The following is a 26,070-nucleotide window of genomic DNA, read 5'->3' on the forward strand; positions in this document are numbered from 1 at the left end:
GAGGGCGAAGCAAGGGCGGGGTGCGCGGACGCCCGGGTCTAGCTTTCACAGGCACAGCCAGTTATTCTTGTGGTCAAGAGCACACCTATTTCAATGATGTCTGGAGGCCCAACTCTCGTGTACCGCGTCGCCTACTACCCCTACCCGCGTCCGTCCGACCTGCCCGCCTACCGCGACGAAAAGTCGCTCTACCCCGGGCTGCTTGCCCTGCAAGAACCGGTGAGCCAAACCGTCTTTCTCTACCGCCTAGAAACCCTGCACGAGGGGGACTTTCCCCCCGACTACACCATCTATAACTATGCTGGTGGCCCCTTCGAGAGCGAAATGCGCATCAACATCTTCGCCCTGTACTCTGCAGAAGAACGTGGCGACGGCGAACCCATGTATCGGTTTGAAGCGCACTCCCGCTTCGAAGACCGCGCTGGCAAACTCATCTCACAGGGGCTGCTGACCCGCACCGGCGAAATCCGCTGGGACGAACAAGACCCCGGCCACTGGCTACACCCGCACGTGAAAACCCTGATTGAGTACCTAGCCCAGGCGCCGGCCAAAGCCCCTGAGACCATCGACGAAGGGCAGGTTATCACCTGGGACCTGCCACAGCTTCTGAGCGATGAGCTGACCATCAACGAACATAACTTTGAACGCCACCTACCCCACTGGTTTACACTCCAAGACACCAACGAATACGGTTGGTTTGCCTACGCCCCCGCTACAGGCGAGACGTATCCGCCTGAGAAGCCTCCCTACTCACTGGTGCACGTTATGAGGCCTCGCCAGGTTGTTGACCGCTATGAGGAGGACGGCACGCCCCACCTACTCGGCTACGTCGCCCACGTTGAGGGTGGGGTACACGGTGTCCTGAAATGGGGAAAGAACCTTGAGCCAACTCTGTGGACCCGGTCAGACGAAGTAGGTTTAGCACCGGGACTTACCGGCACAACACTCCCGGCCTCCTGTCGTGTTCTCATAGAGGCAGGTCAACTGCGCTACCCCGACTCCCGAATTGATTGACCTGCCCTAACGAGCGTGCGCTGTGGTGGGAAGACTACGGTTAGGGCTTGCCGTGCAGCCGTCGGGCATAATAGAGGTCATGACCAGCCTCGCCCTTACCATCACCGGCCTGACCAAGCGGTTTGGTGCGTCCGCTGTGCTTGGCGGTATTGACCTGACCGTGCCCGGTGGCAGCCTGCTCTCCCTGGTGGGGGAGTCGGGGTCGGGCAAGTCCACCCTGCTACGCATTATTGCCGGGCTGGAACAAGCGGACGCCGGTCGCGTGCTTTTCGGCCACCTGCCGGTAGGCGTTGGGGGAGGCGCCCGCATCAAGGGCTCGGCCAAGACTCGGCAGGCAGGGGCCGTGCCGGTGGGGTTTGTCTTTCAAAAGCCCGTGCTCTACCCCCACCTGAGCCTGGAAGAGAACATCCTCTTCTCCCAGCGCCTGCGCGCCCAGGAGCAGCTGGACCGCGACCACTACCTTTCCCTCGTCGACACCCTGGGCCTGGGGGAGCACCTGCGCAAGAGGCCGGCGCAACTATCGGGTGGCCAAGCCCAGCGGGCCGGTATCGCCCGGGCCCTGGTACGTAAACCCACGCTGGCTCTCTTCGACGAGCCGCTCTCCAGCGTCGATGAGCACCTGAGCGAAGCTATCCGTGCTGACCTGCTGACCCTGCACCGCCAGCTAGGGTTTACAGGTATCTACGTCACCCACAACCCCGACGAGGCCCTGGCCATGGGCCAGCAGCTTGCTGTACTAGAGAGCGGACGCCTGGCCCAGGTCGCCACCCCGGGGCAGGTGCTGGCCGCCCCGGCGTCCGCCCATGTCGCCCGCCTGCTGCACCCGCTCTACAACGAGCTAGAGGTGGAACGGGGTGGGCAAGTAGTTCCGGCCGGTATCTCCGCCCACGGTTTTGAGAGGGCGGACGCCGCTAGCCCGGGGGCCCTGCCGGTGCGGGTGCTGGGCGTACTCGCCCATACGGCGGGGAGCTGTTTTAGCCTTGAAAGTACCCAGACGGTAGAGTTGCCGCACCCGGACGGTGCCGTGAGACTTCCCGCAGGTAGTCCGCTGACTGCGGTGCTGCCAGAAACTCCGGTAGGTACGGAACAGGGTCTCTACCTGAAACTCCGACCAGGTACTCTGCATGTATTTAAGTGATTAAGCACCCTTAAACCCAGTTTTAACTTGCCAGGGCCCCGCAAACCGTGGTTAGATGAAGTAACCAAAGACCGCCGGTCTGTGCCTTTTAGAGGTACGATAAGGGCTGACCAGCCCACCTGCGTAGGTGCCGATAACAGAATACAAACCAGTTATAGCTGGGCTTGTATTATGCCTCGATGCCTGCGCGTCGGGGCATTTTTTGTTGGCCTGGCGGGATAAGAACTGGAAGGAACACCATGGCAACACAGGATAAGATTGCTGCCGTCTCTGAGATCAAGGAACTCCTTGAATCCTCAAACGGCGCAATTCTCACCGAGTACCGTGGTCTCACCGTTGCACAGATGAAGGAACTTCGTCGTGCACTGGGTGCTGAGACCGAGTACGCCGTGGTAAAGAACACTCTGACCGCTATCGCGGCTAAGGAAGTTGGCATCGACGCATTCGATGGTCAGCTCCACGGCCCCAGCGCAATCGCATTCATCAAGGGCGACTTCATTGATGCTGCGAAGGGTCTGCGTGACTTTGCCAAGGCTAACCCCCAGCTGATCGTTAAGAGCGGTTACTTCGAGGGCGAAGCTCTCGACGAAGCTGGCATCAACAAGTTTGCAAGCCTCGAATCACGCGAGGTACTTCTTGCAAAGGTCGCAGGCGGCGCAAAGGGCGCAATCGCAAAGGTTGCTCGCACCGTTGACGCTCTGCGTATCAAGCTCGAAGAGCAGGAAGGCGCAGCACCCGAGGCCGAGTAATCGCCTCGTCTCTGCCCACCGCACAGACTTCGGCCCACTTGCCCGGGCCACCCCACAATTTTCAAGCTCGCAGGCTGAAATACTGAGGCTTGCAACTGAATCAAAGAAGGAGCCAATCTCATGGCTAAGCTTTCAATCGAAGAACTCATTGAAGCATTCAAGGAACTGTCACTCGTTGAGGTTTCCGAATTCGTTAAGGCATTCGAAGAAGAATTCGACGTAACCGCAGCTGCTCCCGTTGCTGTTGCTGGTGCTGCCGGTGGCGACGCTGCTGCTGCTGAAGAGCAGTCAGAATTCGACGTTATCCTCGAATCAGCTGGCGACAAGAAGATCGGCGTTATTAAGGAAGTTCGTGCCCTCACCTCACTGGGTCTGAAGGAAGCTAAGGACCTCGTTGACGGCGCTCCCAAGCCCGTTCTCGAAGGCGTTTCCAAGGAAGACGCAGAGAAGGCTAAGGAAGCTCTCGAAGGCGCTGGCGCAACCGTCACCCTCAAGTAAGTTTCTTACTTTTCTTATCTTTGGCGCAGGGGCGGCAACCATCACGGGTTGCCGCCCTTGCGGCTTTTTGTTTAAGGATGGACGCCGCCCGTTTCTTCCCATACCTGCTGGTTTTAGCTAGGCTGGGGTCATGGGTAAGACTCTGATTCGTGTGCTCTGGTGCCTGCTGTTGGCAGGTTTTCTGACCTGGCTAGCTATCCTCCTAAGGCCGGGCCACCCGGTTACCGCCTGGCTGACCACCCGCCTGATCATAGCCCAGGCCGTTGCCTTCCCCGCCCTGCTTGCGGTAGCTGGGGCGGGCGTCCTGATAGCGGCCCTGCTGGTCGCCCTGCGCTTTAGAACCAGCACAATCACCCGCTGCCTCGCCGGGCTGACGGCACTAGCCTGTGCCGCTTCTAGCCTGCTGGCGGTGATTGACCCCTACGGGGCTATGCGATATCAGGCACGCGGGGTGCCCGCCATCGGGTGCGTCAATATGCAGATCTACCGGGTCACCACCTATAACGCCCTCGACACCCTCACCGACCAGAGCCTGGCCCGGCTACTGGCTAATCAACCGGATTTTCTGGTGCTCCCTGAAGTCTCACCTGACACGCCCGCTCTAGCCGGTGGAGTTCCGGGCTACCAGGTCTTTGCCTCCACCAGCGAGAAGACCCACATTGCTCCCACCCTGACCCTGGTCAGCGACCGGCTGGGCTCCTACACCGCGCAGGAGGTGCCCATGACCTTCGGAGCCCTTCTGCTGACCCCTGAAAGCCAGGCCAGCGGGCAGCCCCAGCTGCTGGCGGTGCATACCGCCCCGCCCATCCCTATCTACATGCAGCAGTGGCGCGACGATCTCGCTACGATTGACCGGCTGGCCCGCGATGAGGGGAGCCTCGACCTGATAGCCGGTGACTTTAACGCGACCCTACTGCACGGCAGCTTAGCCAGCTATGCGGGGGCTGGCTCACAGCTGGATGCGGATGCTGCCCTGGCCACCCACCGGATTGAGGGCACTTGGCCAGTCGGCGGAGTGCTAGGAATGCGGGCCCCGATCGACTACATCATGGTGATGCAGGGGCCACCGGCTAACAGCGAGGATATAACCTACCAGCAGGTGGGCGATTCTGACCATCTGGCCGTAAGCGCCACCACCAGCCTCTGCCGGTAGAACCTCCGTGGGCTAGCCCCTCTCGCAAACTGGAATATTTGCCGGTCTGCTCTGTACCCCGTAGACCTAAGGCTCCGGGGAAGGCAGGGGGTAAGCTGGATATGACAAACGATTGACAGACCCCGCTACCGCACCCACCCAAGGAGCCCCGCGTGACTAAGCCCGGACGTCCGGACGCCACCGAACTACTCGCCGCTACCGAGCAAGCCTATGCCACCTACCATGAGCAGGTCCGCGCCGACCCCGATTACCCGGCCCTGCACCTGGCACCCCCCGTTGGCCGCCTTAACGACCCCAACGGGCTGATCTACCACGAGGGCACCTACCACGCCTTCTACCAGTACTCCCCGGTCCACCCCACCCGCGCCGTCTTCTGGCGCTACGCCACCAGCGACGACCTGACCCACTGGCAGGACCGCGGCACCGCCATTGCCCCCACCGACTGGTTCGACAAGAACGGCTGCTACTCGGGCTCCGGCTTCGTGGGTGAGGACGGCACCTTTGAGTTCTTCTACACTGGTAACGTCAAGGACGCTGAGGGTAACCGGGAGGCCTACCAGGTACTCTTTACCTCCCCTGACCAGGGTAAGACCTTCACCAAGCAAGAGGTCTTTATCAACGGCCCCGAAGAGGGTTACACCGCCCACTACCGTGACCCTCACGTAATTGAACGCGGGGGCACCTTCTACGCCGTCATCGGCGCCCAGCGCGAGGACGAAACCGGGGCTGTGGTGCTCTACTCCTCACCTGATCGCCGCACCTGGACCTTCGACGGGGAGCTCACCTTCTCAGACCCCGCCCTGGCCAACCTGGGCTACATGTACGAGTGCCCCGGCCTGATTCAGCTGCGCGACGAAGAAAGCGGCGAGCATAGGGACGTGCTGATTTTCAGCCCCCAGGGTATGGAGGCCGACGGGGAGAAGTACAACAACATCTTCCAGACCGGCTACGTGGTCGGCACCCTCACCGGCACCCAGTTTGAGGTGACTACCGCCTTCACCGAGCTGGACGCTGGCACCGAGTTCTACGCCCCCCAGTGCTTCCACGGGGTGGGCGAAGACGGCTCCCACGCTGTGCTCCAGGGCTGGTTCGGTAACGCCGACCAGGATGACCAGCCCTCCTGGGAGAACCACTGGGTGCACATGCAGACCTACCCCCGCCGCCTGACCCTGCGCGCGGGTCGTGTGTACCAGAACCCCGTGGAACAACTCGATAGCGCCCTGGCACCTGCCCCGGTACCCCCTGGGGCCGAGGGGGAGATTGCGGAACTGGCGGACGCCCGCGTCTGGCGCCTGCGCGGTGAGGTAGCGGTAGCCGAGCCCGTACAGATTATTGTGGAGGACGCCGCAGGCCAGGCTCTGGCTCTGACCCTGAGTGAGGACGGAGCCCACTTAGATCGCACCGGTAGCCGTTACACCGTGGGCGGGGCAGAACGCCACCGCACCCTTGAAAAGGCCACCACCCGTACCTTTGACCTGCTGGTTGATGCCTCCGGTACTGAGCTATTTGTCGATGGGGGAGCTGCCGTCTTCTCATCCCGAACCTACTTCACCGGAGCTAAGCGCACCGTCCGCCTGGTAGCAGACGAGGCGGCCGTGCTGAGCCTCGAAGCTGCCCGGCTTGTAGAAGACTAGGGTAAATGGGGCCGGTGCCTTAGTGCGTGGGGTGAAAAATTTTCCGTGACCTGGCACCGGCAGGAAACAGTAAGACCTGTCTCACAGGTTGCCGACGGTGGTAGGCTGGTGGAGACGCCGCACACAGCGGCCCCACCACTCCCAACCACTATGAGGTGACAACCATGGCAGGCTTCTTCAAAAAGCTCTTCGGCGGTAGCGACGACACCGCAGCGCAGACTCCCGCTCCCGCAGCTACCCCCGCTGCAGCACCGTCCGCCGCTGGCGCGTCCGCTCTGACCGCCCACATGAACGGTACCGTTGTTGAGCTTGCCGGCGTGAGTGACCAGATGTTCGCCTCCGGTGCCCTGGGGCCCGGCGCGGCTATTGAGCCGACTTCTGGCGTAGTGGTAGCTCCTGCAGACGGCGAAGTAACCGTTGCCTTCCCTACCGGTCACGCATTTGGCATCCGCACCGCTGATGGCCTGGAAATCCTGATTCACGTAGGCTTCGATACCGTGGAACTGGACGGCAAGTTCTTCGAACCCAAGGTGAAGAAGGGCGATACTGTTACCCGCGGTCAGGTGCTGGTGGAGTTCGACCTGGAGCAGGTTAAGACTGCGGGTTACCCCGTGACCACCCCGCTGGTCATTACCAACGCTAAGAGCGCGGTGGCTGATCTGCAGGTTGCCAACCTGGGCTCTGAGGTAGCTGCCGGTGGTGACTTTATCACCGCCGTCCGCAAGGGCTAAAACAAAGCTTGAGATAGGGTCGGTGGTCACCTAACGCAGGTGGTCACCGACCTTCTGTAAGGGGCTGTTTTGGCCCCTTTTTTGGTGCTAGTATGTCAAACGATTAGCATGTTGGTTTTTGACAGCTGACACACTCGCGCCGGGCGCTGAACCACATCAGAACCACGATGCTCACCCGTCGTGAACTACGTGAGGGTACCTGGCCCTAACCACAAGGAGAAGACATGGATCATAAATCCGTGGCTGAGCGAGTCCTCACCGCCGTTGGCGGCACGGACAACATCGCAGCGGGCGCCCACTGCGCCACCCGCCTGCGACTGGTGCTCAAAGACATGAACGTCATCAACCAGGCAGCCCTGGATAACGATGAGGACCTCAAGGGTACCTTCAATAACTCCGGCCAGTTCCAGATCATCGTGGGCCCCGGCGATGTTGATGAGGTCTACAAGCACATGGCCGCAGCAGGCATGAAGCAGGTCTCTAAAGACGAGCTTAAGAATGTAGCTGCTAACCAGGGCAACCTTTTCACCCGCTTCATCAAGGTCGTCTCAGAGATCTTCCTGCCGATCATCCCCGTGCTGGTCGGTGCCGGTCTGCTCATGGCACTCAATAACGTGCTGACCGCCCCCAAGATTTTCGATCCGGAACGCTCCCTGATCGAAATGTACCCGGCGTGGGAGGGCTTTGCCTCCATTGTCAACCTGCTCTCAGCAGCAGCCTTCGCCTTCCTGCCCGTACTGGTCGGCTTCACCGCCACTAAGGTTTTTGGTGGTAATCCCTACCTGGGTCTGACCATGGGTGCCGCCATGGTCTTCCCCTCCCTGGTCAACGGCTACGACGTAGCTAAGGCCTTGCAAGATGGCACCATGACCTACTGGGATGTCTTCGGTATTCAGGTACAGCAGGCTGGCTACCAGGGCACCGTGCTACCTATCATCCTGGTCGCCTTTGTGCTGGCTAACATTGAGAAGTTCTTCCACAAGATTCTCAAGGGCGTGATCGACTTTATGTTCACCCCCACCCTGACCCTGCTGATTACCGGTTTTGCCACCTTCATGCTGGTTGGCCCGCCCATGTTCAAGCTCGGCACCATGTTTGGTGACGGTATCAACTGGCTCTACACCACAGCTGGCCCTGTGGGTGGTTTCCTCTTCGGTCTGGTCTACTCACCGATCGTCATTACCGGCCTGCACCAGTCCTTCCCGCCCATCGAACTGCAGCTCTTCACCCAGGGCGGCTCCTTTATCTTTGCTATCGCCTCTATGGCAAACGTGGCCCAGGGTGGCGCTGCTCTTGGCGTCTACCTGACCACCAAGGACAAGAAGATGAAGGGCCTGGCCGGTGCCACCGCTCCCTCGGCCTTCCTGGGTATTACCGAACCCGCCATCTTCGGTGTGAACCTGCGCCTGCGCTGGCCCTTCTACATTGCCATGGGCGCTGCAGCAGTCGCTTCAACCCTTATCGCACTCTTTGGTGTTAAGGCAATGGCCCCCGGTGCAGCTGGCTTCCTGGGCTTCCCCTCTATCAGCACCGAAGCAGGTAGCGGTTGGGCTGGCTTCGCCATCGCCATCATTACCTCAGCAGTTCTCTCAACCGTAGCCTCCTTCATCTACGGTAAGAAGGCCTTTGCCGGTCAGGTTGCCGAAGAAACGGTTGGAGCTACCGCCTCAGCGAAGGCTTCTACTTCAACTGCTGCCTCCGTGGCAGCTGGTTCAGCAGCTACTGCCGCCGGCGCACCCGCTGTCACCGGCACCGCTGGTTACGAGCTAACCAGCCACCTCACCGGTACAGCCCTGGAGCTGAACCAGGTCTCAGACCAGATGTTTGCCTCCGGTGCCCTGGGCCCCGGCGCAGCCGTTGAACCCACCGAAGGCAAGCTCTACGCCCCTGCCGATGGCAAGGTCACCGTTGCCTTCCCCACCGGCCACGCCGTCGGTATGCGCACCGATCAGGGTGTAGAAGTGCTCATGCACATCGGTTTTGACACCGTAGAACTTGAAGGCAAGCACTTCACCTCCCACGTCGAAAAGGGCAAGGAGGTCAAGCGCGGCGACCTGCTCGTCGAGTTCGACATGGCCGCCATTAAGGCCGCAGGCTACCCGCTGACCACCCCGCTGGTTATCACCAACGCCAAGAAGTCCATCGAATCAGCTGTCCTGGCCGTGGCCCCCGGCGCCACTGTAACCGCAGCCGATGAACTCATCGCTGTAGAGGCTAAGGCCGCAACAGCCTAAAGCCTCTACTCGCGCCCTCTGCCCCGGCGGCGTCCTGCTCACCACAGGCGCCGCCGGGGCTCCTTTCTTAACCGCTTCGCGGGGTAAAGTCAGCTACTCTTGGAACTGCCACCTTCTGTACGAGAGGATCCCCCGTGGACACAAAAACCTACGACTTCACCGTGCGTGAAGCGACCGAAGCTGACTACCCCGGCGTCATCGAGGCGCTGACTAACGCCTTTGAGCACGACCCGGTCATGAACAAGGCCATGGGCGGGGACGGCCGCACAGAGACCGTCCGTGGCCTTTTTGAGTTCCAGCTGCGTACCACCTACGCCCCGAAGGGCACCATCGATATTGCCGCCACCGCCGACGGTAAGGTGCTGGGCGCTGCCCTCTGGCTCTCACCCGAGGCCCAAAAGGGTAACCTGCTCGCCGATATTAGAGCGCTGCCAGACTACTACCGGGTACTGGGCAGGGGGCTGGCCCGCGCCACCATCACCGAGCTGCGCCTGCTAGCGGCCCGCCCCAAATTCGACCACTGGTACCTCTACACCATCGGGGTGCACGAGGACGCCCGCGGGCACGGCATCGGTTCCCACCTGCTCGATTACCGCCGTGAACGTCTGGGCGAGATGCCCGCCTACCTAGAGGCCTCCACCTACCGGTCAGCCTCCCTCTACGCCCGTCACGGGTTTGTTGAGCTCTTCCGCTTCAAGGGCGGCAAGCCCGCCCTGGGGATGCTGCACCCGGCACCGGTGAGCCAGGTGTCGCTTCACGACCACCATAGAAGCAATTAATATTCTTTTTTCTCTGCTTCGGGGGCGCTCATGAGTGCGCTATGTGTCAAAGAATAGAGATCATTGAGAGGTAGGGCAAGGGCGTTAGCTTACGCCATCGCGCTCTCTGCCCAGAGCAAGGAGCGGGTGCTTGACCCTTCATGTAGGCTCACCGGGAGCACATCGCTTCCGGTGAGCTCTTTTTCTTCCTCGTTCATGGCGTGCATGAGCTGGGCGATAGCTCGCTGGGCCATTGCGTCGATGGGCTGTACCACGGTGGTCAGCTCGGGCAGAAGGGCCCGGCTGGTTTCAGTCCCGTCAAAGCCGATGACCTGCAAGTCATCGGGCACCTGCCGCCCTGCCGTCCGGGCATAGCCCAGCACCATGGCTGCGTAGACGTCGTTGGAGGCAAAAACCGCATCAACCTGCGGGTGCTCAGCGAGATAGGTATGAATGCGATCGCGTTTGGTGGCCTGCGGGGTGGTAAAACCCAACTCGAGAATCTGGGGGGCGTAGCCTGCTTCGGTGATGGCTAGCTGGTAGCCGCGCTGGCGGGCGTTGTCGGGGGAGATGGTTGAGGTGATGTGCAGGACGTTGGTGGCACCTCCGTCCAGGAGCAGGCGGGTAGCTCGGTAGGCGCCGTTGAAGTTATCGCAACTGATGTTGGGGCCTCGGCCGGTCTCTTGCCGGTCGATGGTAATCAGGGGAGCGCCCAGGTGGGGGAAGTTGGCGACGACCTGGGAATGAGCGCCGGTAATGACTCCGTCGACCTGGTTGGCAATGAGCATGTCCAGGTAGCGCTGCTCTGACTCGGGGTGGTCGTTGGAGTTGCAGAGAATGGTTTTGTATCCGATGTCAGCTAGATGGGATTCGATGCGGTAGGCCATCTCACCGTAGAAGGGGTTGGCAACCGAGGGGAAGACCAGGCCGATGAGCTGGCTTTTTTGCCCCTGGAGGGAGCGAGCGATAGCGTTGGGCCGGTAGCCCAGCTGTTGCATGGCGTCGAAAACTTTGACGCGGGTGGCTTCGGAAAGGTAGCCCCGGTTATTGAGTACCCGGGAGACGGTGGTGGGGGAGACGCCTGCCAGTGCAGCGACATCGCCAAGCTTTGGTTTGGGCACGCGGTGCTCCGGTCTGTTGGGGGTGGGCTCGGGCTGTTCTTAATTATAGGGCCTGTCTAACAGGCCCTGAGAAGCGTTGAGCTGTGTGATGGAAGCTAAGCTGTGCTCTGAGACTGACGGCGTTGCCCCGGTAAGGGGCTAGCTGGGAAGAGTAAGGTAGGAGACAGCCTGACCGGATGCAGCTCCGTCTGGTGGGATGAGCGCCAGGGCGTCGGCGGTGGCAAAGGAAGTGAGCATATGGGACTGGGTCTTGGGCAGGGGGGTAAGCTTTCTGCCCTCGGGGGTGGTAGTAAGGGTAGCTGGTAGCAGGCGCAGGTCGTGTTTGCGGTAGCCGGGTACCGGGTGGGTGAGGACGCCTTCGGCCAGCTCGGCTAGGGGAGCACCAGTGGCGCCGGTGAGCCAGGGTGGCAGGTAGGAGTAGAGGGCGGTATAGGCAGCTAGGGGGTTGCCGGGTAGGCCGAGGACGAGAGGGGAGGTTGGGTTGCTCTTGGCCGGCAGGCGGGCGGCCAGGGCCGGGTGGCCGGGACGGATGGTGACGGATTCGAAGAGGTAGCTTGCACCTAGGTCGGCTAGGGCGCGGCGCACCCAGTCTGCGGTGGAGGTAGAGGAGCCGCCGGTAATAAGTAGCAGGTCGGCGCCGGTGGTGGTGAGCCAGTTGGTGAGCTGGGTTTTGCTGTCGGGCAGACGGCAGATGCTGCTAACGCTGGCTCCCAGGTTTTCGATGATGTGGGGGAAGGCCATAGAGTAGGCGTCGCGCACCTGGCCTGGGCCAGGGAGGCCGGAGGTAATTATTTCGTTGCCGGTGTAGGCGATAGCGACGGTGGGGCGGGCGGTGACGGTGAGGGTGTCAAGGCCGAGGGTGGCAAGGGCTCCGAGATGACGGGCGGTAATGGGTGTTCCCGCGGGAAGTGCCGTGCTGTTGGCTGAAAGTTCTTCACCCGCCCGTCGGATGTCGGCACCGGGGGCTGGGCAGCCCCGGTTAAAAATCTTGGGGTCGGGTCTGAGCGTGTTGCCGTCTGCTAGGGCGTGTTCCTGGCGAAGCACGCCGTCGGTGCCCGGGGGTATGAGCCCGCCGGTCAGAACGGGGGTAGCCTGGCCGGGGGTAAGGGGCAGAACTCGCTGGTGGATATTCTCGCCCTCTGCTGCTGGCGGGTGGGTGAGCAGCTGCCAGGGTGGGGCACCGGCGGTGGCGTAGCCGTCCATAGCTGAGGAATCATAGTGGGGCACCGGCAGCAGGGCGCGGGCGTCCTTGCTCAGGGTTCTGCCGATAGCCTCCTGGGCGAGGGGTACCTCTTCATCGGTTCGGGCAAGGGTCGCCCCTGCCTGGTGTAGGAGCTGCCTGGCCTGCTGCCAGCTGGTGTGGTGCACGGTGCTGTCCTTAGGGGGTAGGGGGAACCTGGGTGTAGCCAGCAGTGCGGGCGGCTTCCCAGGTGTCGACGTCGGCGGTGAGTTCGGCGGGCAGTTCTAGCTCGGCGGGTGCAAGGGGGCTGAGAAAACGGCGGACGGAGGCGTTTGCGGTTTCTCCCTCAAAGGCCGGGACCAGGGAGGTAGCCCGGTAGATTCCCAGCAGGGGCTGAGTGATACCCTCCGCCACAGCCCAGTAGCCGCTAAGCTGTTCCGGCGCGGATGCCGCCGCCTCAAGGAGCAGGGGAACTGCGGCCCCAACGCGGGGCAGGTCGCAGGAAAGAACTAGCACCCAGTGCTGGGAGGAGCTCAAGAGGCCCGGGTTGGTTTTCTTGAGGGCGCTCAGCCCAGCGGAGATCCCAGCTGCTGGCCCGCCGAAGGCTGGTTCTTCCCGGGTTTGGAACACACCGCTGGGCAGAGTAAGGTCTGCTGGACCCACCACAATGCGGGCGCTAGCCCCGGCGCAGGCTGCTAGGGCCTGCTCAAGCAGGGTGGACGAGCCATTCGACAAGAGGGCCTTGGGCACCCCTCCGAGGCGGGAGGAGCGTCCGCCTGCCAAAATCAAGGCCGAATACTTCATATCGGTCATACGTGCTGCCTATCCACCAGCAAAGGGGGGTAGGACGTCCAGGCGCTGGGCCCCTTGCAGGAGTTTTGCATCATCGAGGGAATCTGCGCTCGCTGCAACCCCGTCTACCAGGAAGGTGCAGCGTGGCAGAATATCTGCCAGGGTCTGACCTGAGGGAGTAGCCCCGGTAAATTCGCGCGCTAGGTAGGCCTGGAGACCGGCGAGTGTGGGGTTGGGGAGCTGCTCTAGCTCAACCATCACACCGGGTAGGCCAGCTGCCGCCCGGGCCGCAGCGAAGAAGTTAATCTGCATGTCTTTTACCTTTATATCGTTGTACAGGTGGTGGGCTTGTAGGGGCTAGTTGGCCATGACTAGCCGCCGATGGCGCTCATGGATCGAGTAGGTTGGGTGAAGTCGGGGGTGTCGAAACCGACGGTATCCTTGCCGTGGGCCTTGGGCTTGACCCACATGGCTCCGCGCCAGATCTGGGCCAGTTCAGTATCGCTGGCTCCGCCGCGCAGGGCGCCCATGAGGTCGGTTTCGGTCAGGGAGAAGAGACAGGAGCGTACCTTGCCGTCGGCGGTGATGCGGGTGCGAGTACAGGCTGAGCAGAAGGGCTCGGTGACTGAGGCGATAATGCCTACCTGACCCAGGGGCTCTGCTGCGCCAGTGTGACCCAGCGGGTAGACGTCCCAGAGGGCTGCGGGGGAGGCCCCGCGCGGACGCCCGTGAGGCAGCAGGTCGTAGTGGTCGGCTAGGCGCTGGCGGATTTGCTCGGCGGTGATGGTGCCTTCGCGGGTCCAGTTATGGTCGGCATCCAGGGGCATCTGTTCGATGAAGCGGAGCTGGTAGCCGCCCTCTAAAGCCCAGGTGAGGAGTTCATGGCCCTGATCATCGTTGACGCCGGCCATGAGGACCGCGTTGATTTTGAGGGGGGTGAGCCCGGCGGCAGCTGCGGCTTCAATACCTGTGAGTACCGAGGCTAGCTTATCCCTGCGGGTGAGCTGCGCGAATGTTTCGGGGCAGATGGTATCGAGGGAGACATTGACCCGGTTGAGCCCGGCCTGAACCAGGGCATCTACCTTTTTATCGAGTCCGATGCCGTTGGTCGTCAGGGCGATGGGCAGATGGGGGTGTTCGGCGCGGACGGCAGCAATAATATCGGTGAGGTCAGCTCGTACTAGGGGCTCGCCACCGGTAAAGCGTACCTCTTCGATTCCTAGGTCTCGCACACCTACCCTTACCAGGCGGGTGACCTCATCGAGGGTTAGAAGCTGTGTGCCGGGCAGCCAGTTGAGGCCTTCAGCGGGCATGCAGTAGACACAGCGCAGGTTGCACTTGTCCATCAGGGAAATGCGGAGGTCTGTGGCGGTTCGTCCCCAGCGGTCGGCAAGAGGCCCGGTGGTGGGCAGGTCCGGGTGTGCAGCTGCACTGGCACCGCCGGTCACAACTGGGATGGAAGAACCCAGGGGCACCGGGGGTTTGGGGGCTGAAGACTGGGGCATACCCGCACTTTCACAAATCTTAATCGGCATTTCAGATGTAATATTTAGCCTAGCTAAACCGGGTGAAGAACACCACCTGGCTCTACACTAATCTATAGATAAAGACCCCACCACTGCCACTGTTACCCCGTCATCGGAGACCCCATGCGCCGCCTGAGCACCCTTCTCGTCCCTCTTTTGCTGGGCCTGACCGCCTGCGGGGGAGCAGCAAGCTCCCCACAGGGGCAGGACGCTGAAGTTCAGCTCTTTGCTGCGGCCTCCTTGGGGGCTGTGGGTGATGAGCTCATAGCAGCCTACCGTCAAGAAAACCCGCAGGTCTCTATCACTGCCACCTACGCAGGGTCATCCCAATTGGTTACGCAGATGGTCGAAGGCACTACCCCCGACCTGCTCATTACAGCCGATAGCACTACCATGGACCAGGCCCTCGAAAAGGTTGAAGAGCTCGCCGCTGCAACCCCTGAGACTATTGCCACCAATGCCCTAGTACTGGCAACTGCCCCAGGTAACCCTGCCGCCATTGATAGCCTTGATGACCTGGCCGCACCCGGCGTCCTGACCGCTATCTGCGCCGAGCAAGTGCCCTGCGGACGCCTGGCCCACCAGGAACTTACCCGCCAGGGTGTAGCGCCAGCCACCTCCACCGAAGAAGCTAACGTCTCGGCAGTTGCCACCAAGGTAGCCACCGGCCAGGTGGATGCCGGCTTCATCTACTCCACCGACGCCACCGCTATCTCAGCCACCGACGATATCACCGTCATCACCCTGCCCCAGGTTGAACGCAACGCCTACCCCCTAGCCCTCACCAGCAGCGGTCAAGGTAAGGAAAGTGCCCAAAACTTTGCGAACTGGCTGACGACCTCAGGTGCCGCCGCCCAGATTCTTACCGACTACGGCTTCGAACCTGCCTAAACTAGAACCATGAGCACCCCCGGTTCCGCACCCCCACCGCCAAGAGTGCGGGTCAGCCCCTTTACTTCCGTCCCCGTGCACGCTGTGCTCCCCACCCTGCTCACCCTGGCACTCGTCGCGGGTCCCCTACTGTCCCTCCTGGTTCGTACGCCCTGGGGGAGTCTGCCCCAGCTACTGGCAGAACCAGCTGCCCTGGCTGCCGTCCGGCTCTCGGTGCTCACCGCTCTAGCTGCTACCGCTGTATCAGCCCTGCTAGGCACCCCTACAGCCCTAGTACTGGCCACGGTTCTCGAGCAGTCTCGCGCTCGCCGCCTGAGCTGGGTACTCTACGGGCTGATCTACACCCCCATCATCTTCTCCCCGGTGGTCTCTGGTCTGGCCCTGCTCTTTTTCTGGGGCAGGCGAGGGCTGCTCGGTTCCTGGCTTGAAACGGCAGGCCTCTCGGTGGCCTACACCCCGCTGGCTGTGGTTCTGGCTCAAACCTTTGTGGCCCTGCCCTTCTTTGTGGCCACCCTGGTCACCACCCTGCGAGCGCTGCCCCCTGAATACGCCGAGATTGCCCGGCTTGAGGGGGCGAGCCCCACCGAGGTTACTACCCGTGTGCTCTTACCCCTGGCTGCTCCCGGCCTGCTGACGGCAGCCGTCCTGACCTTTGCCCGCGCCCTGGGGGAGTACGGTGCCACCGTCACCTTCGCCGGGAATGTTGAGGGTGTGACCCGCACTCTTCCGCTGGCTATCGACCTGGCTTTAAGCTCTAACCGCATGGACGCTGCCCTGGGGGCGGCGCTCATGCTGATCGCCCTCTACCTGGGCCTGCTGGCCGCCGGAGCCTTTGCCCTCTGGCTGGGCCGACTGAAAGGAAACCGCCGAGCATGACACAAGCCCAAGAGACCCTTAACCGGCTGCTCCCCGCGGGGGAGAGTATTGCGCCGGGCACCTATGCTGCCCGTGTGCGTGAACTGGTAGCTGCTACCGTCACCCTCACCAGTCAGCGGTTACCCCTCCAGCAGGCTGCCGGCCGCCAGCTCGCAGAACCCCTCTACGCCTTGATTCCACAGCCCTCCTTCGTCAACTCCCAGATGGACGGCTACGCTCTGACCAGTAGTGCGGCGCAGGGGGAAGCTCGTATCTTTCGGGTGGGGCCCGATATTCCCGCCGGGGCGCCTGTGAGCGGGCTGCCGGTGGCTGATGATGTGGTCTACCCCGTCATGACTGGGGCTCCTGTGCCTGCTGGGTACACCACCGTGGTACCGGTTGAGCGCAGCCGTCCGCTGGTAGGGCAGCCGGACGCCGCCGGTTTCGTGGGCGAGGGCGGGCAGGTTGAGCTACCGCAGGTTTCTCCCGGTACCTTTGTGCGCAGCGTGGGGGAGGACGTTGCAGCCGGTCAGCTCCTGGCCGATGCCGGTAGCCGTCTGACTCCGGCCCTGCTTGGTGCTCTAGCCGCCCAGGGGATTGGGGAAGTGGAGGTCTACCGCCCTCTGCGCCTGCTCATCATTACCGGGGGCGACGAGGTGGCTTCTGCTGGCGCAGCCCCTGCCCCGGGGCAGATATTCAATGCCAACGGGCCGGTGCTCACCACCCTTGCCGAGCAGGACGGTTGCACCACCGACCACCTACCCATCGGTGATTCTGTTGAAAAATTTACTGCGGCCCTAGGTAGGGCGCTCGCAGAGCGGGTGCCCGATGTGATTGTCACCAGCGGTGGTATCAGCCACGGTAAGTACGAGGTGGTTCGTCTGGGTCTGGCGGCCCTGGCTACTAACCCTGCTGCCCCGAACACTGCCGCTGGAGGCACGGTTCGGGTGCTTGCGCACTGGTTTGGTCACGCCACCCAGCAGCCCGGCGGCCCCCAGGGCCTGGCCCTGCTGGGTCTTCCTGCTGGCAGGGTACTGCCGGTGGTCTGCCTGCCGGGTAATCCGGTCAGTACCCTCATCAGCTACCACCTGCTGCTGCGGCCAGCCCTGGCTCATCTGGTGGGCGAAGAACGGGAGACCGCCTGTGGCCAGCTAGTGCTCGAAGCTCCCCTTGCTGCCCCGGAAGGTAAAACCCAGTACCGGCGGGCTCAGCTGACCCGGCAGGTCCAGCCGGACGGGAGCGTCCTGACCCTGCTGGCCCCAAGCGCGGCTACGGGCTCCCACCTGCTACTACAGGCAGCCCGCGCCGATGCCCTGGTGGAACTGGAACCCGGGCGTACCTATCGCGGCGGTGAGCTGGTACGGTATATTCCCCTGTAGATGCACCAAAAGTTACCCCGCCTGCAAATCACGTATAGTAAATACTGATTAATTTTGTGTTGAGAGGCTAGCCAAGAATCATGACCGCCCCCGCCCCCACAGACCAGCTCACCCACGTGCGCGCTGACGGCAGCGCCCACATGGTCGATGTTACCGAGAAAAACGAAACCACCCGCACCGCCGTGGCTGAAGGCTATATCGTTACCCGGGCAGACGTCATTGAAAAAATCTTTGACGCCGACCTGCCCAAGGGCGATGCTCTGCCCGTGGCCCGCGTCGCCGGTATTATGGCAGCCAAGAAAACCCCCGAGATCATCCCCCTCTGCCACCCCCTGCCCCTGGGCAAAATCACCATCGACTTTGAGCGGCACCCCGACCGTATCCGCATCGAGGCCCTGGTCAAAACCCGCGGCGTCACCGGGGTGGAAATGGAAGCCCTTACCGCTGTCTCCGGTGCGGCGCTGACGGTCTATGACATGATCAAGGCTGTTGACAAACAAGCTGTCATAACCGGTATCAGGGTGCTGGAAAAAACCGGCGGTAAATCCGGTGACTGGAAGGTAGAGCAGTGAGCAGCAGCTACACCCTGCCCAAGAACCGTACCGGCCTAGTCATCGTGGCCTCCACCCGGGCCGCCCGCGGTATCTACGAAGATAAATCCGGCCCCCTAGCGGTCACCTGGCTGCGCGACCAGGGCTTTGAAACCCCCGACGCTGTCGTGGTGGCGGACGCCGACGTCCCCGCCTACATCGACCGGCTAGTAGCATCAGGGCAGCTACCCACCTTCATCCTGACCAGCGGCGGAACCGGCCTCAACTCAGACGATACAACCGTCGAGGCTGTGCGCCCCCACCTGACCAAAGAAGTTCCCGGCATTATGCACGCCTTCTGGAATCAGGGTCTCAAAAACACCCCCGCCGCTGTGCTCTCCCGCGGAATCGCCGGCGTCATCGGCACCAGCTTCATCATGACCCTGCCCGGCTCCACCGGGGGGGTCAAAGACGGCTGCGCCGTGCTCCAACCCCTCGTTACCCACATCTGCCGCCAGCTAGAGGACTACCATGACCACTAACCACCCAGGCTCCACAGGAGCCAACCCCTATGCGGGGCGTCCGCTCGAACCGGTGGACTCCACAGTCGTTCATGCCTCCATTACCGAAGACCCCCTCGAACCGCTCCTAGCAGGAGCTAAAGAAGCGACCATGACCCGCGCCATGGGCGCCCTGGTCGTCTTCGACGGTATCGTGCGCGACCACGACCACGGGGAGCCTGTAGCAGCCCTGGCTTACAGCGCACACCCCCAGGCAACCGGCTACCTGGAGCGCGTCCTGCACTCGGTGACAGAAGAAATCCCCGGCGTGCGCCTGTGGGTAGCCCACCGTATCGGCCCCATCCCCATCGGCGAATCCGCCCTCACCGTACTGGCAGCGGCAGCCCACCGCGGCACAGCCTTCACAGCCTGCTCCCTGGCAGCTGACCGCATCAAGGCAGAAGTACCCATCTGGAAAGAGCAAGAACTTACCGACGGCAGTGTGCAGTGGGTGGGAATCGATACGCCTACCGGCTAGGAGCATAGAAGATGCAGATACTGCTGGGGCAGGTCTCGCGTTCCGAGCCCGCTGGCTCGGGGCTGGCGCGAGCCCCAAGAGGGTCTGCGGGCGAGAATGCGAGACCAGCCCAGCGGGAAGAACCCGCTTCACTCTAGAGAAAGACCTACCATGACCTCTGAACTAACGTCTCTGGCCTACCAGCTCTACGGGCGGCAGATGATTCTGCCGGAGATGGGGCAGAAGGGGCAGGAAAAACTGAGCGCGGCAACGGTTGCGGTGATCGGGGCAGGCGGCCTGGGCTCCCCGGCCCTGCTCTACCTGGCAGGAGCCGGTGTTGGGCGCATTATCGTGATTGATGACGATACGGTTGAAACCTCTAACCTGCACCGTCAGGTCATTCACTCCTATGCCCGGGTGGGGGCCTCCAAGGCTGACTCAGCCGCCCAAACTCTGCGCGAACTCAACCCTCTGATTAGGATCGAAGCTGTTAAGGATCGTCTGACCGACGCTAATGCGGCAGAGCTACTAGCCGAGGTGGACGTGCTGGTAGATGGCTCAGATAATTTCCCCACCCGCTACACTGCCTCCCGCGCTACTGCCGCCCTGGGTATTCCCCATGTGTGGGGTGCCATTCTCGGGTTTGACGCCCAGATGAGCGTCTTCTGGGCGGGCCACGGGCCGGTCTACGAGGACCTTTACCCGCTCGAACCAGCCCCCGGTTCTGTACCCAACTGCGCTACCGCCGGGGTGATCGGTGCCCTGGCTGGGGTCGTTGGAACCGCAATGGCCCTGGAAGTTATTAAGCTACTGGCCGGTATTGGGCAGCCGCTGATGGGTGAGGTGGGCTACTACACCGGCCTGACCGGCCGCTGGGAGTACATCCCCCTGCATGCCTCTACCTCCCGCGCCGCTTCTGGTTCGGGTACCGACCAGAGTGCCTGCACGGCAGCTTCTGGTGCGGACGCCGGTGGGCAGGTAGCGTGGCAGGGGCAGGTCCCTGCGCCCCTGCGTCCGCCTGCTGCCGACTGGGAACCCGCTACTGCCGAACCTGACCAGTACGGTATGGAAGTTACCTGGGCTGATATTGCCAGCTCACCCTACTTTGAGGGGGTTCCCCTCATTGATGTGCGAGAGCCTCACGAGCACGCAGCGCTGGCTGTTCCGGGTAGCTTCAACCTACCTCTGTCGCTGATTGAGGCCGCATCCACCGATCCGGATCTAGGGTCGGCCATTGACACGATCCTGCCCAGCCACCAGGGGCGCTATGCCCTCTACTGCGCGGCGGGGGTGCGCTCGCTCAAGGCGCTGAAGCTGCTCACCGATGCTGGTTTCAGTGATCTCTACAGCGTGGAAGGTGGCATTGACTCCTGGCTGACAAGCCAGGGGTAGGGCTCCTGAGCGGATGGTTTAAAGCCCTGCCACCGCTGAATATGTACATGCCTGATGCTTAATTAGCGAAGATTTTTATTAGGTATTTATTGTGCAAATTATTGGGTAGACTGGTGCCCATGACACAGCAGGCATCACACACACCTGGGCCCGACGGGCCGCTCACTGACAAGCTCATCAAATTCGGCAAATTCTTCACCAAATGGGACGAAACCGACGACGGTCGCGCAGCCTTCCTCAAGGGCGGTCGCGCAGGCGACGTTTTCTACCGCAACCGCTGGAGCCATGACAAGGTCGTCCGCTCCACCCACGGCGTCAACTGCACCGGCTCCTGCTCCTGGCAGGTCTTCGTCAAAGACGGTGTGATCACCTGGGAGGCCCAGGCCACCGACTATCCCACCGTCGGCCCCGACCGCCCCGAGTACGAACCCCGCGGCTGCCCCCGCGGCGCTGCCTTCTCCTGGTACACCTACTCACCCACCCGTGTGAAGTACCCCTACATTCGTGGTGTGCTGCTGGAGATGTACCGCGAAGCCCGCGCCCGCCTGGGCGACCCCGTAGAAGCCTGGGCCTCGATTGTCTCTGACCCCGAAAAGCGTTCCCGCTACCTGAGCGCCCGCGGTAAGGGCGGCCTGGTGCGCGGCTCCTGGGCAGAAGCCCTCGAAATGGTGGTCGCAGCCCAGATTCACACCATCAAAACCTATGGGCCCGACCGCAACATCGGTTTTTCGCCCATTCCGGCTAAGTCCATGGTCTCCCACGCTTCGGGTGCTCGCTACATCGAGCTTATCGGCGGCGTGATGACCTCCTTCTACGACTGGTACGCCGACCTGCCGGTGGCCTCACCCCAGGTCTTCGGCGACCAGACCGACGTGCGCGAATCCGGTGACTGGTGGGATGCCACCTACCTCATGATGTGGGGCTCCAACATCCCGGTCACCCGCACCCCCGACGCCCACTGGATGGCCGAGGTACGCTACCGCGGCACCAAGGTTGTCTCCGTCTCGCCCGACTACGCCGATAACACCAAGTTCGCCGATGAGTGGCTGCCCGCCCAGGCTGGCACCGACGCCGCTCTTGCTATGGCTATGGGGCACGTGATCCTCAAGGAAAACTTTGTCGACCGCCGCGTCGAGTTCTTCGAGAACTACGTGAGCACCTACACCGACTTCCCCTTCCTCATCACTCTTGAGACCCGCGAAGATGGGGTAACAGTCCCGGCTAAGTTCCTGACCGCCGCAAACCTGACCGACCACGCGCAGGTGCCCGATGCGTCCTTCAAGACTGCCCTGCTCAACCGCGAAACCGGTGAGGTTGTGGTACCCAACGGTTCACTGGGTTACCGCTACAACGCAGAAGACGAAGGCAAATGGAACCTGGACTTACAGGGGGTTAAGCCCGCCCTGTCTATCCTGGATCTGCCCACCGGTGCTGAGAAGACCCTTGAGATTCAGCTACCCGCCTTCGACGAGCCCTCGGGCCGCGGTAAGGTTATTACCCGCGGCGTGCCCACCATCACCGTTGAGGGTAAGACCGTTACCACCGTCTTTGACCTCATGCTGGCCCAGTATGGTATTGGCCGCCCCGGCCTGCCCGGCCAGTGGGCCACCGGGTTTGAGGACGCCGACACCCAGTACACCCCGGCCTGGCAGGAGGCCATTACCTCCGTACCCGCCGAAGCTGTCATCCGTACTGCCCGCGAGTTCGCCCAGAACTCCATCGATTCGGGTGGCCGCACCATGATTATCATGGGTGCCGGTATCTGCCAGTGGTACCACGGCGATACCACCTATCGCGCGATTCTAGCCCTGCTCATGATGTGCGGCGCTGAAGGCCGCAACGGCGGCGGCTGGGCCCACTACGTCGGCCAGGAAAAGGCCCGCCCCATCACGGGCTGGTCCCACATGGCCAACGCCCTGGACTGGATTCGCCCGCCGCGTACCCAGGCCGGCACCTCCTTCTGGTACATGCACACCGACCAGTTCCGCTCCGATGGCCGTACCACAGACTCCCTGCAATCGCCCCTGGCCAAGGGGGATTTGCGCGGGGTTCACACCGCGGACGTCCTAGCCCGCTCCGTGCGCATGGGCTGGATGCCCTTCTACCCCCAGTTCCCCGAAAACTCCCTGGATTTGGCGGACGCTGGTGCCGCAGCGGTTGCCGCTGGCACCGCAGAGTCCCCGGCAGACTACGTTGCCCAGCGCCTGAACTCGGGCGACTTGGACTTCTCGGTGGAGGACGTCGACAACCCGGTCAACTGGCCCCGCACCCTGGTACTGTGGCGCAACAACCTGCTGGGCTCGTCCGCCAAGGGCGAGGAATACTTCCTCAAGCACCTGCTGGGCACCCACAACTCGGTCATGGGTAAGGACGCCGAGGATTTCAAGCCCGCCGAGGTCAAGTGGGCCCAGAGCGCGCCCGAAGGCAAGCTGGACCTGCTGGTGACCACCGACTACCGCATGACCTCATCCACCCTGCTGTCGGACATCGTCTTCCCCGCCGCTACCTGGTACGAGAAGCACGATATCTCTTCCACCGATATGCACCCCTACATCCACGCCTTCTCCCCGGCCATTAACCCGCCCTGGGAGACCAAGACCGACCACCAGGTCTTCAAGGAACTGGCCTACCTGTTCTCCAAGTGGGCAGCCAAGCACCTGGGCAAGCGCAACGACCTGGTATCCGTGCCCCTGCAGCACGACACCCCCGGCCAGCTGGCCCAACCCGGTGGCCATGCACCTGACTGGAAGAACCAGGGAATTGCCGGTATCCCGGGCAAGAATATGCCCATCTTTACCGTGGTGGAGCGCGACTACCCGGCTATCTACGACATGTACACCTCGGTCGGCCCCCTGCTCTCCAAGCTGGGCACCACCACCAAGTTTGTGACTGTGGACGTCAACGAGCAGCTGGCCCAGCTGGCTGAGGAACACGGCGTCATGGGTAGCGGTAAGGGCACTGGCCTGCCGGCCCTTGATACCGACATTAAGCTGGCCGACACCATCCTGGCTCTTTCGGGTACCTCCAACGGCCCCGTGGCCCTCAAGGGCTTCAAAGCCCTGGAAAAGCGGGTGGGCAAAAAGATGCACCATCTGGCTGAGGGCAACGAAGAAAAGCGCATTAAGTTCCGCGATACCCAGGATAGGCCCTGCCCCGTCTTTACCTCACCGGAATGGTCAGGCTCAGAGACCGGCGGACGCCGCTATGCCCCCTTCACCCTCAATATCGAACAGCTCAAGCCTTTCCACACCCTCACCGGTCGTATGCACTTCTTCCTTGACCACGACTGGATGAGCGAGATGGGCGAGCAGCTGCCGGTCTACCGCCCACCGCTGGATATGCACAACCTCTTCGGTGAACCTGAAATTGGTGAGACCGGCGACCTGTCGGTAGCTGTACGCTACGTGACGGTGCACAACAAGTGGGCTATCCACTCCTCCTACCACGACAACCTCTACATGCAGACCCTCTCCCGCGGTGGCACCCACGCCTGGATGAGCCCTCAGGACGCCGCCAAAATCGGGGTCAAGGACCATGACTGGATCGAGTGTGAGAACGCCAATGGCGTCTTCGTGGGCCGCGCGGTGGTCTCCCACCGTATGCCCGAAGGTGTGGTCTACGTGCACCACGCCCAGGAACGCCTGGTCAACATCCCCAAATCAGAGGTATCGGGCAAGCGAGGCGGCATCCACAACTCCGTCACCCGCATCATGGTCAAGCCCACCCACCTGATTGGTGGCTACGCCCACCAGGCCTACGCCTTCAACTACCTGGGACCCACCGGTAACCAGCGAGATATCGTTTCAAGAATTCGCCGCCGCAAGCAGGAGGTAACCTACTAATGCGCGTCATGGCACAAGTTTCAATGATCATGGCCCTCGACAAGTGCCTGGGCTGCCACACCTGCTCCGTCACCTGTAAGCAGGCCTGGACCAACCGAGCCGGTACCGAATACGTCTGGTTCAACAACGTCGAGACCCGCCCCGGCCAGGGCTACCCCCGCCGCTATGAAGACCAGGAAAAGTGGAAGGGCGGCTGGGTGCTGAATAAGCGCGGACGCCTGGAACTCAAGAGCGGTAACCGCTTCAAGAAGCTCTTTACCCTCTTTGCCTCCCCGGTTCAGCCCGAACTTTCGGACTATTACGAACCCTGGACCTACGACTACGAGAACCTCACCAGCGCGCCCCTGGGCGATGACTTTCCCACCGCGCGTCCTAAATCTCTGATTACCGGTGAGGACACCTCCATCGAATGGGGCCCTAACTGGGACGACAACCTGGGCGGTGCCCACGAGTCCGGCCACCTGGATCCCCTGGTTGAAAAGGTACGTCAGCAGTCAGAAGAGAAGATCAAGTTCGAGTTCGAACGCACCTTCATGTTCTACCTGCCCCGTATCTGCGAGCACTGCCTCAACCCCTCCTGCATGGCGTCCTGCCCCTCCGGCGCTATCTACAAGCGCGAAGAGGACGGCATCGTGCTGGTCGACCAGAACCAGTGCCGCGGCTGGCGCCAGTGCATCACCGGCTGCCCCTACAAGAAGATTTACTTCAACCACAAGAGCGGCAAGGCCGAAAAATGCACCTTCTGCTACCCCCGCATCGAGCACGGTATTCCCACCGTCTGCGCCGAAACCTGCGTGGGCCGCATGCGCTACATCGGTATCTTCCTCTACGACGCCGACCGCGTGACCGAAGCCGCCTCTATACCCGATGAAAAGCAGCTCTACCAGGCTCAGCTCGACATCATGCTTGACCCCTTTGACCCCGAGGTCATTCGTGAGGCAACCAAGCAGGGCATCCCCGACTCCTGGATTACAGCAGCCCAGAAGTCACCGGTCTACAAGCTGGCCAAGGAGTGGAAGATCGCCCTGCCCCTACACCCCGAATACCGCACCATGCCCATGGTCTGGTACGTACCGCCGCTCTCACCTATCATCGACCTGCTCAAGGAACAGGGTCACGACGCAGAGTCCCAGGCCAACCTCTTTGGTGCCATCGACTCCCTGCGTATCCCCGTCGAATACCTAGCCGAGCTCTTCACCGCAGGTGACACCACCATCGTGGTCAATGTGCTCAAAAAGCTAGCCGCCATGCGCGCCTACATGCGAGACATTACCCTCGGCGGCGTCGGCAACGAAGAGATCGCCCACGAAGTCGGCATGACCGGCGCAGAAATGTACGAGATGTACCGCCTCATGGCTATCTCCAAGTACGAAGAACGCTACGTGATTCCTCCCGCCCACCTGGAGGACGCCCACAACCTCGAAGAAATCGGTTGCTCCCTCGATACCGACGGCGGCCCCGGCATGCTCTACGACGGAGCCTTCACCGACCCCGGCGATCGCCCCGTGCCTGTCTCCGCAGGTTCCTACGCCAACGCCGCCCGTGCCGACGGCAAGGTCGACATCTTCATGTGGGACGGCAAAACCCGCCCCGACTCCCTCTTCCCCGATACTTCCGGAAGCAAGAAGGTCTAGCC

At 62.0% G+C, this 26,070-nt stretch carries 23 protein-coding genes; 18 read left to right on the forward strand and 5 right to left on the reverse strand.

The genetic code is table 11. The features are described 5' to 3' along the window. The first annotated feature begins 93 nt into the window (after window positions 1-93). From QM007_RS02710 to QM007_RS02750, 9 genes are all read left to right on the forward strand, one after another. A complete protein-coding gene (locus tag QM007_RS02710; protein ID WP_283490449.1) occupies window positions 94-1,014 on the forward strand; it encodes a hypothetical protein in 921 nt (306 codons plus the stop codon). Between the two features lie 79 nt (window positions 1,015-1,093). Beyond that, window positions 1,094-2,152 carry an ABC transporter ATP-binding protein gene (locus tag QM007_RS02715; RefSeq protein ID WP_283490450.1) on the forward strand — a complete coding sequence of 353 codons (1,059 nt, stop codon included), beginning with the start codon at window positions 1,094-1,096 and terminating at the stop codon, window positions 2,150-2,152. Between the two features lie 239 nt (window positions 2,153-2,391). Continuing rightward, complete coding sequence (gene rplJ / locus QM007_RS02720) at window positions 2,392-2,901, forward strand: 50S ribosomal protein L10 (protein ID WP_283490451.1); 510 nt, start codon at window positions 2,392-2,394, stop codon at window positions 2,899-2,901. Window positions 2,902-3,021: 120 nt separating this feature from the next. After that, entirely contained in the window at window positions 3,022-3,399 is a 378-nt protein-coding gene (rplL, locus tag QM007_RS02725; protein WP_283490452.1) for a 50S ribosomal protein L7/L12, read from the forward strand. 130 nt (window positions 3,400-3,529) lie between these two features. Next, the gene (locus QM007_RS02730) at window positions 3,530-4,552 is read left to right on the forward strand and encodes an endonuclease/exonuclease/phosphatase family protein (RefSeq protein WP_283490453.1); all 1,023 of its coding nucleotides are present in this window, start codon (window positions 3,530-3,532) and stop codon (window positions 4,550-4,552) included. 152 nt (window positions 4,553-4,704) lie between these two features. Then, entirely contained in the window at window positions 4,705-6,186 is a 1,482-nt protein-coding gene (locus QM007_RS02735; protein WP_283490454.1) for a glycoside hydrolase family 32 protein, read from the forward strand. 164 nt (window positions 6,187-6,350) lie between these two features. Continuing rightward, window positions 6,351-6,917 (forward strand): PTS sugar transporter subunit IIA, encoded by a 567-nt coding sequence (locus tag QM007_RS02740; protein WP_283490455.1) that lies wholly within the window; start codon window positions 6,351-6,353, stop codon window positions 6,915-6,917. A 224-nt stretch (window positions 6,918-7,141) separates the two neighbouring features. After that, window positions 7,142-9,151, forward strand: a complete 2,010-nt coding sequence (locus QM007_RS02745; RefSeq protein WP_283490456.1) for a sucrose-specific PTS transporter subunit IIBC — start codon at window positions 7,142-7,144, stop codon at window positions 9,149-9,151. A 134-nt stretch (window positions 9,152-9,285) separates the two neighbouring features. Continuing rightward, window positions 9,286-9,930 carry a GNAT family N-acetyltransferase gene (locus QM007_RS02750; RefSeq protein ID WP_283490457.1) on the forward strand — a complete coding sequence of 215 codons (645 nt, stop codon included), beginning with the start codon at window positions 9,286-9,288 and terminating at the stop codon, window positions 9,928-9,930. Window positions 9,931-10,019: 89 nt separating this feature from the next. Here QM007_RS02750 and QM007_RS02755 read toward each other — a convergent pair whose 3' ends face one another. From QM007_RS02755 to moaA, 5 genes are all read right to left on the reverse strand, one after another. Beyond that, on the reverse strand, window positions 10,020-11,030 hold the full coding sequence (locus QM007_RS02755) for a LacI family DNA-binding transcriptional regulator (RefSeq protein ID WP_283490458.1): 1,011 nt from the start codon (window positions 11,028-11,030) through the stop codon (window positions 10,020-10,022). A gap of 138 nt (window positions 11,031-11,168) precedes the next feature. Continuing rightward, window positions 11,169-12,398 (reverse strand): molybdopterin molybdotransferase MoeA, encoded by a 1,230-nt coding sequence (locus tag QM007_RS02760; RefSeq protein ID WP_283490459.1) that lies wholly within the window; start codon window positions 12,396-12,398, stop codon window positions 11,169-11,171. Between the two features lie 10 nt (window positions 12,399-12,408). Then, on the reverse strand, window positions 12,409-13,023 hold the full coding sequence (gene mobA, locus QM007_RS02765; protein WP_283490460.1) for a molybdenum cofactor guanylyltransferase: 615 nt from the start codon (window positions 13,021-13,023) through the stop codon (window positions 12,409-12,411). 9 nt (window positions 13,024-13,032) lie between these two features. Beyond that, window positions 13,033-13,314, reverse strand: a complete 282-nt coding sequence (locus tag QM007_RS02770) for a ubiquitin family protein (RefSeq protein ID WP_283490461.1) — start codon at window positions 13,312-13,314, stop codon at window positions 13,033-13,035. Between the two features lie 59 nt (window positions 13,315-13,373). After that, window positions 13,374-14,507 carry a GTP 3',8-cyclase MoaA gene (gene moaA, locus QM007_RS02775; RefSeq protein ID WP_283490462.1) on the reverse strand — a complete coding sequence of 378 codons (1,134 nt, stop codon included), beginning with the start codon at window positions 14,505-14,507 and terminating at the stop codon, window positions 13,374-13,376. 144 nt (window positions 14,508-14,651) lie between these two features. On the opposite strand from moaA, the gene modA reads away from it, so the two are divergent. The 9 genes from modA to narH all read left to right on the forward strand — a co-directional run bounded on the left by modA (window position 14,652) and on the right by narH (window position 26,068). Further along, window positions 14,652-15,419, forward strand: a complete 768-nt coding sequence (modA, locus tag QM007_RS02780; RefSeq protein ID WP_283490463.1) for a molybdate ABC transporter substrate-binding protein — start codon at window positions 14,652-14,654, stop codon at window positions 15,417-15,419. A gap of 9 nt (window positions 15,420-15,428) precedes the next feature. Further along, complete coding sequence (locus QM007_RS02785) at window positions 15,429-16,295, forward strand: ABC transporter permease (RefSeq protein ID WP_283490464.1); 867 nt, start codon at window positions 15,429-15,431, stop codon at window positions 16,293-16,295. After that, a complete protein-coding gene (locus QM007_RS02790) occupies window positions 16,292-17,653 on the forward strand; it encodes a molybdopterin molybdotransferase MoeA (protein WP_283490465.1) in 1,362 nt (453 codons plus the stop codon). The genes QM007_RS02785 and QM007_RS02790 overlap by 4 nt, the downstream gene beginning before the upstream one ends. 80 nt (window positions 17,654-17,733) lie before the next feature. Next, complete coding sequence (gene moaC / locus QM007_RS02795; protein ID WP_283490466.1) at window positions 17,734-18,225, forward strand: cyclic pyranopterin monophosphate synthase MoaC; 492 nt, start codon at window positions 17,734-17,736, stop codon at window positions 18,223-18,225. Beyond that, window positions 18,222-18,725 carry a MogA/MoaB family molybdenum cofactor biosynthesis protein gene (locus tag QM007_RS02800; protein ID WP_283490467.1) on the forward strand — a complete coding sequence of 168 codons (504 nt, stop codon included), beginning with the start codon at window positions 18,222-18,224 and terminating at the stop codon, window positions 18,723-18,725. Before moaC ends, QM007_RS02800 begins: the two co-directional genes overlap by 4 nt. Continuing rightward, a complete protein-coding gene (locus QM007_RS02805; RefSeq protein ID WP_283490468.1) occupies window positions 18,715-19,221 on the forward strand; it encodes a molybdenum cofactor biosynthesis protein MoaE in 507 nt (168 codons plus the stop codon). Before QM007_RS02800 ends, QM007_RS02805 begins: the two co-directional genes overlap by 11 nt. A 150-nt stretch (window positions 19,222-19,371) precedes the next feature. Continuing rightward, the gene (locus tag QM007_RS02810; RefSeq protein WP_283490469.1) at window positions 19,372-20,592 is read left to right on the forward strand and encodes a ThiF family adenylyltransferase; all 1,221 of its coding nucleotides are present in this window, start codon (window positions 19,372-19,374) and stop codon (window positions 20,590-20,592) included. Between the two features lie 119 nt (window positions 20,593-20,711). Next, entirely contained in the window at window positions 20,712-24,434 is a 3,723-nt protein-coding gene (locus QM007_RS02815) for a nitrate reductase subunit alpha (protein ID WP_283490470.1), read from the forward strand. Then, window positions 24,434-26,068, forward strand: coding sequence for a nitrate reductase subunit beta (gene narH / locus QM007_RS02820; protein WP_283490471.1), 1,635 nt, complete (start codon window positions 24,434-24,436; stop codon window positions 26,066-26,068). The genes QM007_RS02815 and narH overlap by 1 nt, the downstream gene beginning before the upstream one ends. Window positions 26,069-26,070: the final 2 nt, after the last annotated feature.

It is taken from the genome of Rothia sp. SD9660Na, from assembly GCF_030064065.1.
Taxonomy (GTDB): Bacteria; Actinomycetota; Actinomycetes; order Actinomycetales; family Micrococcaceae; genus Rothia.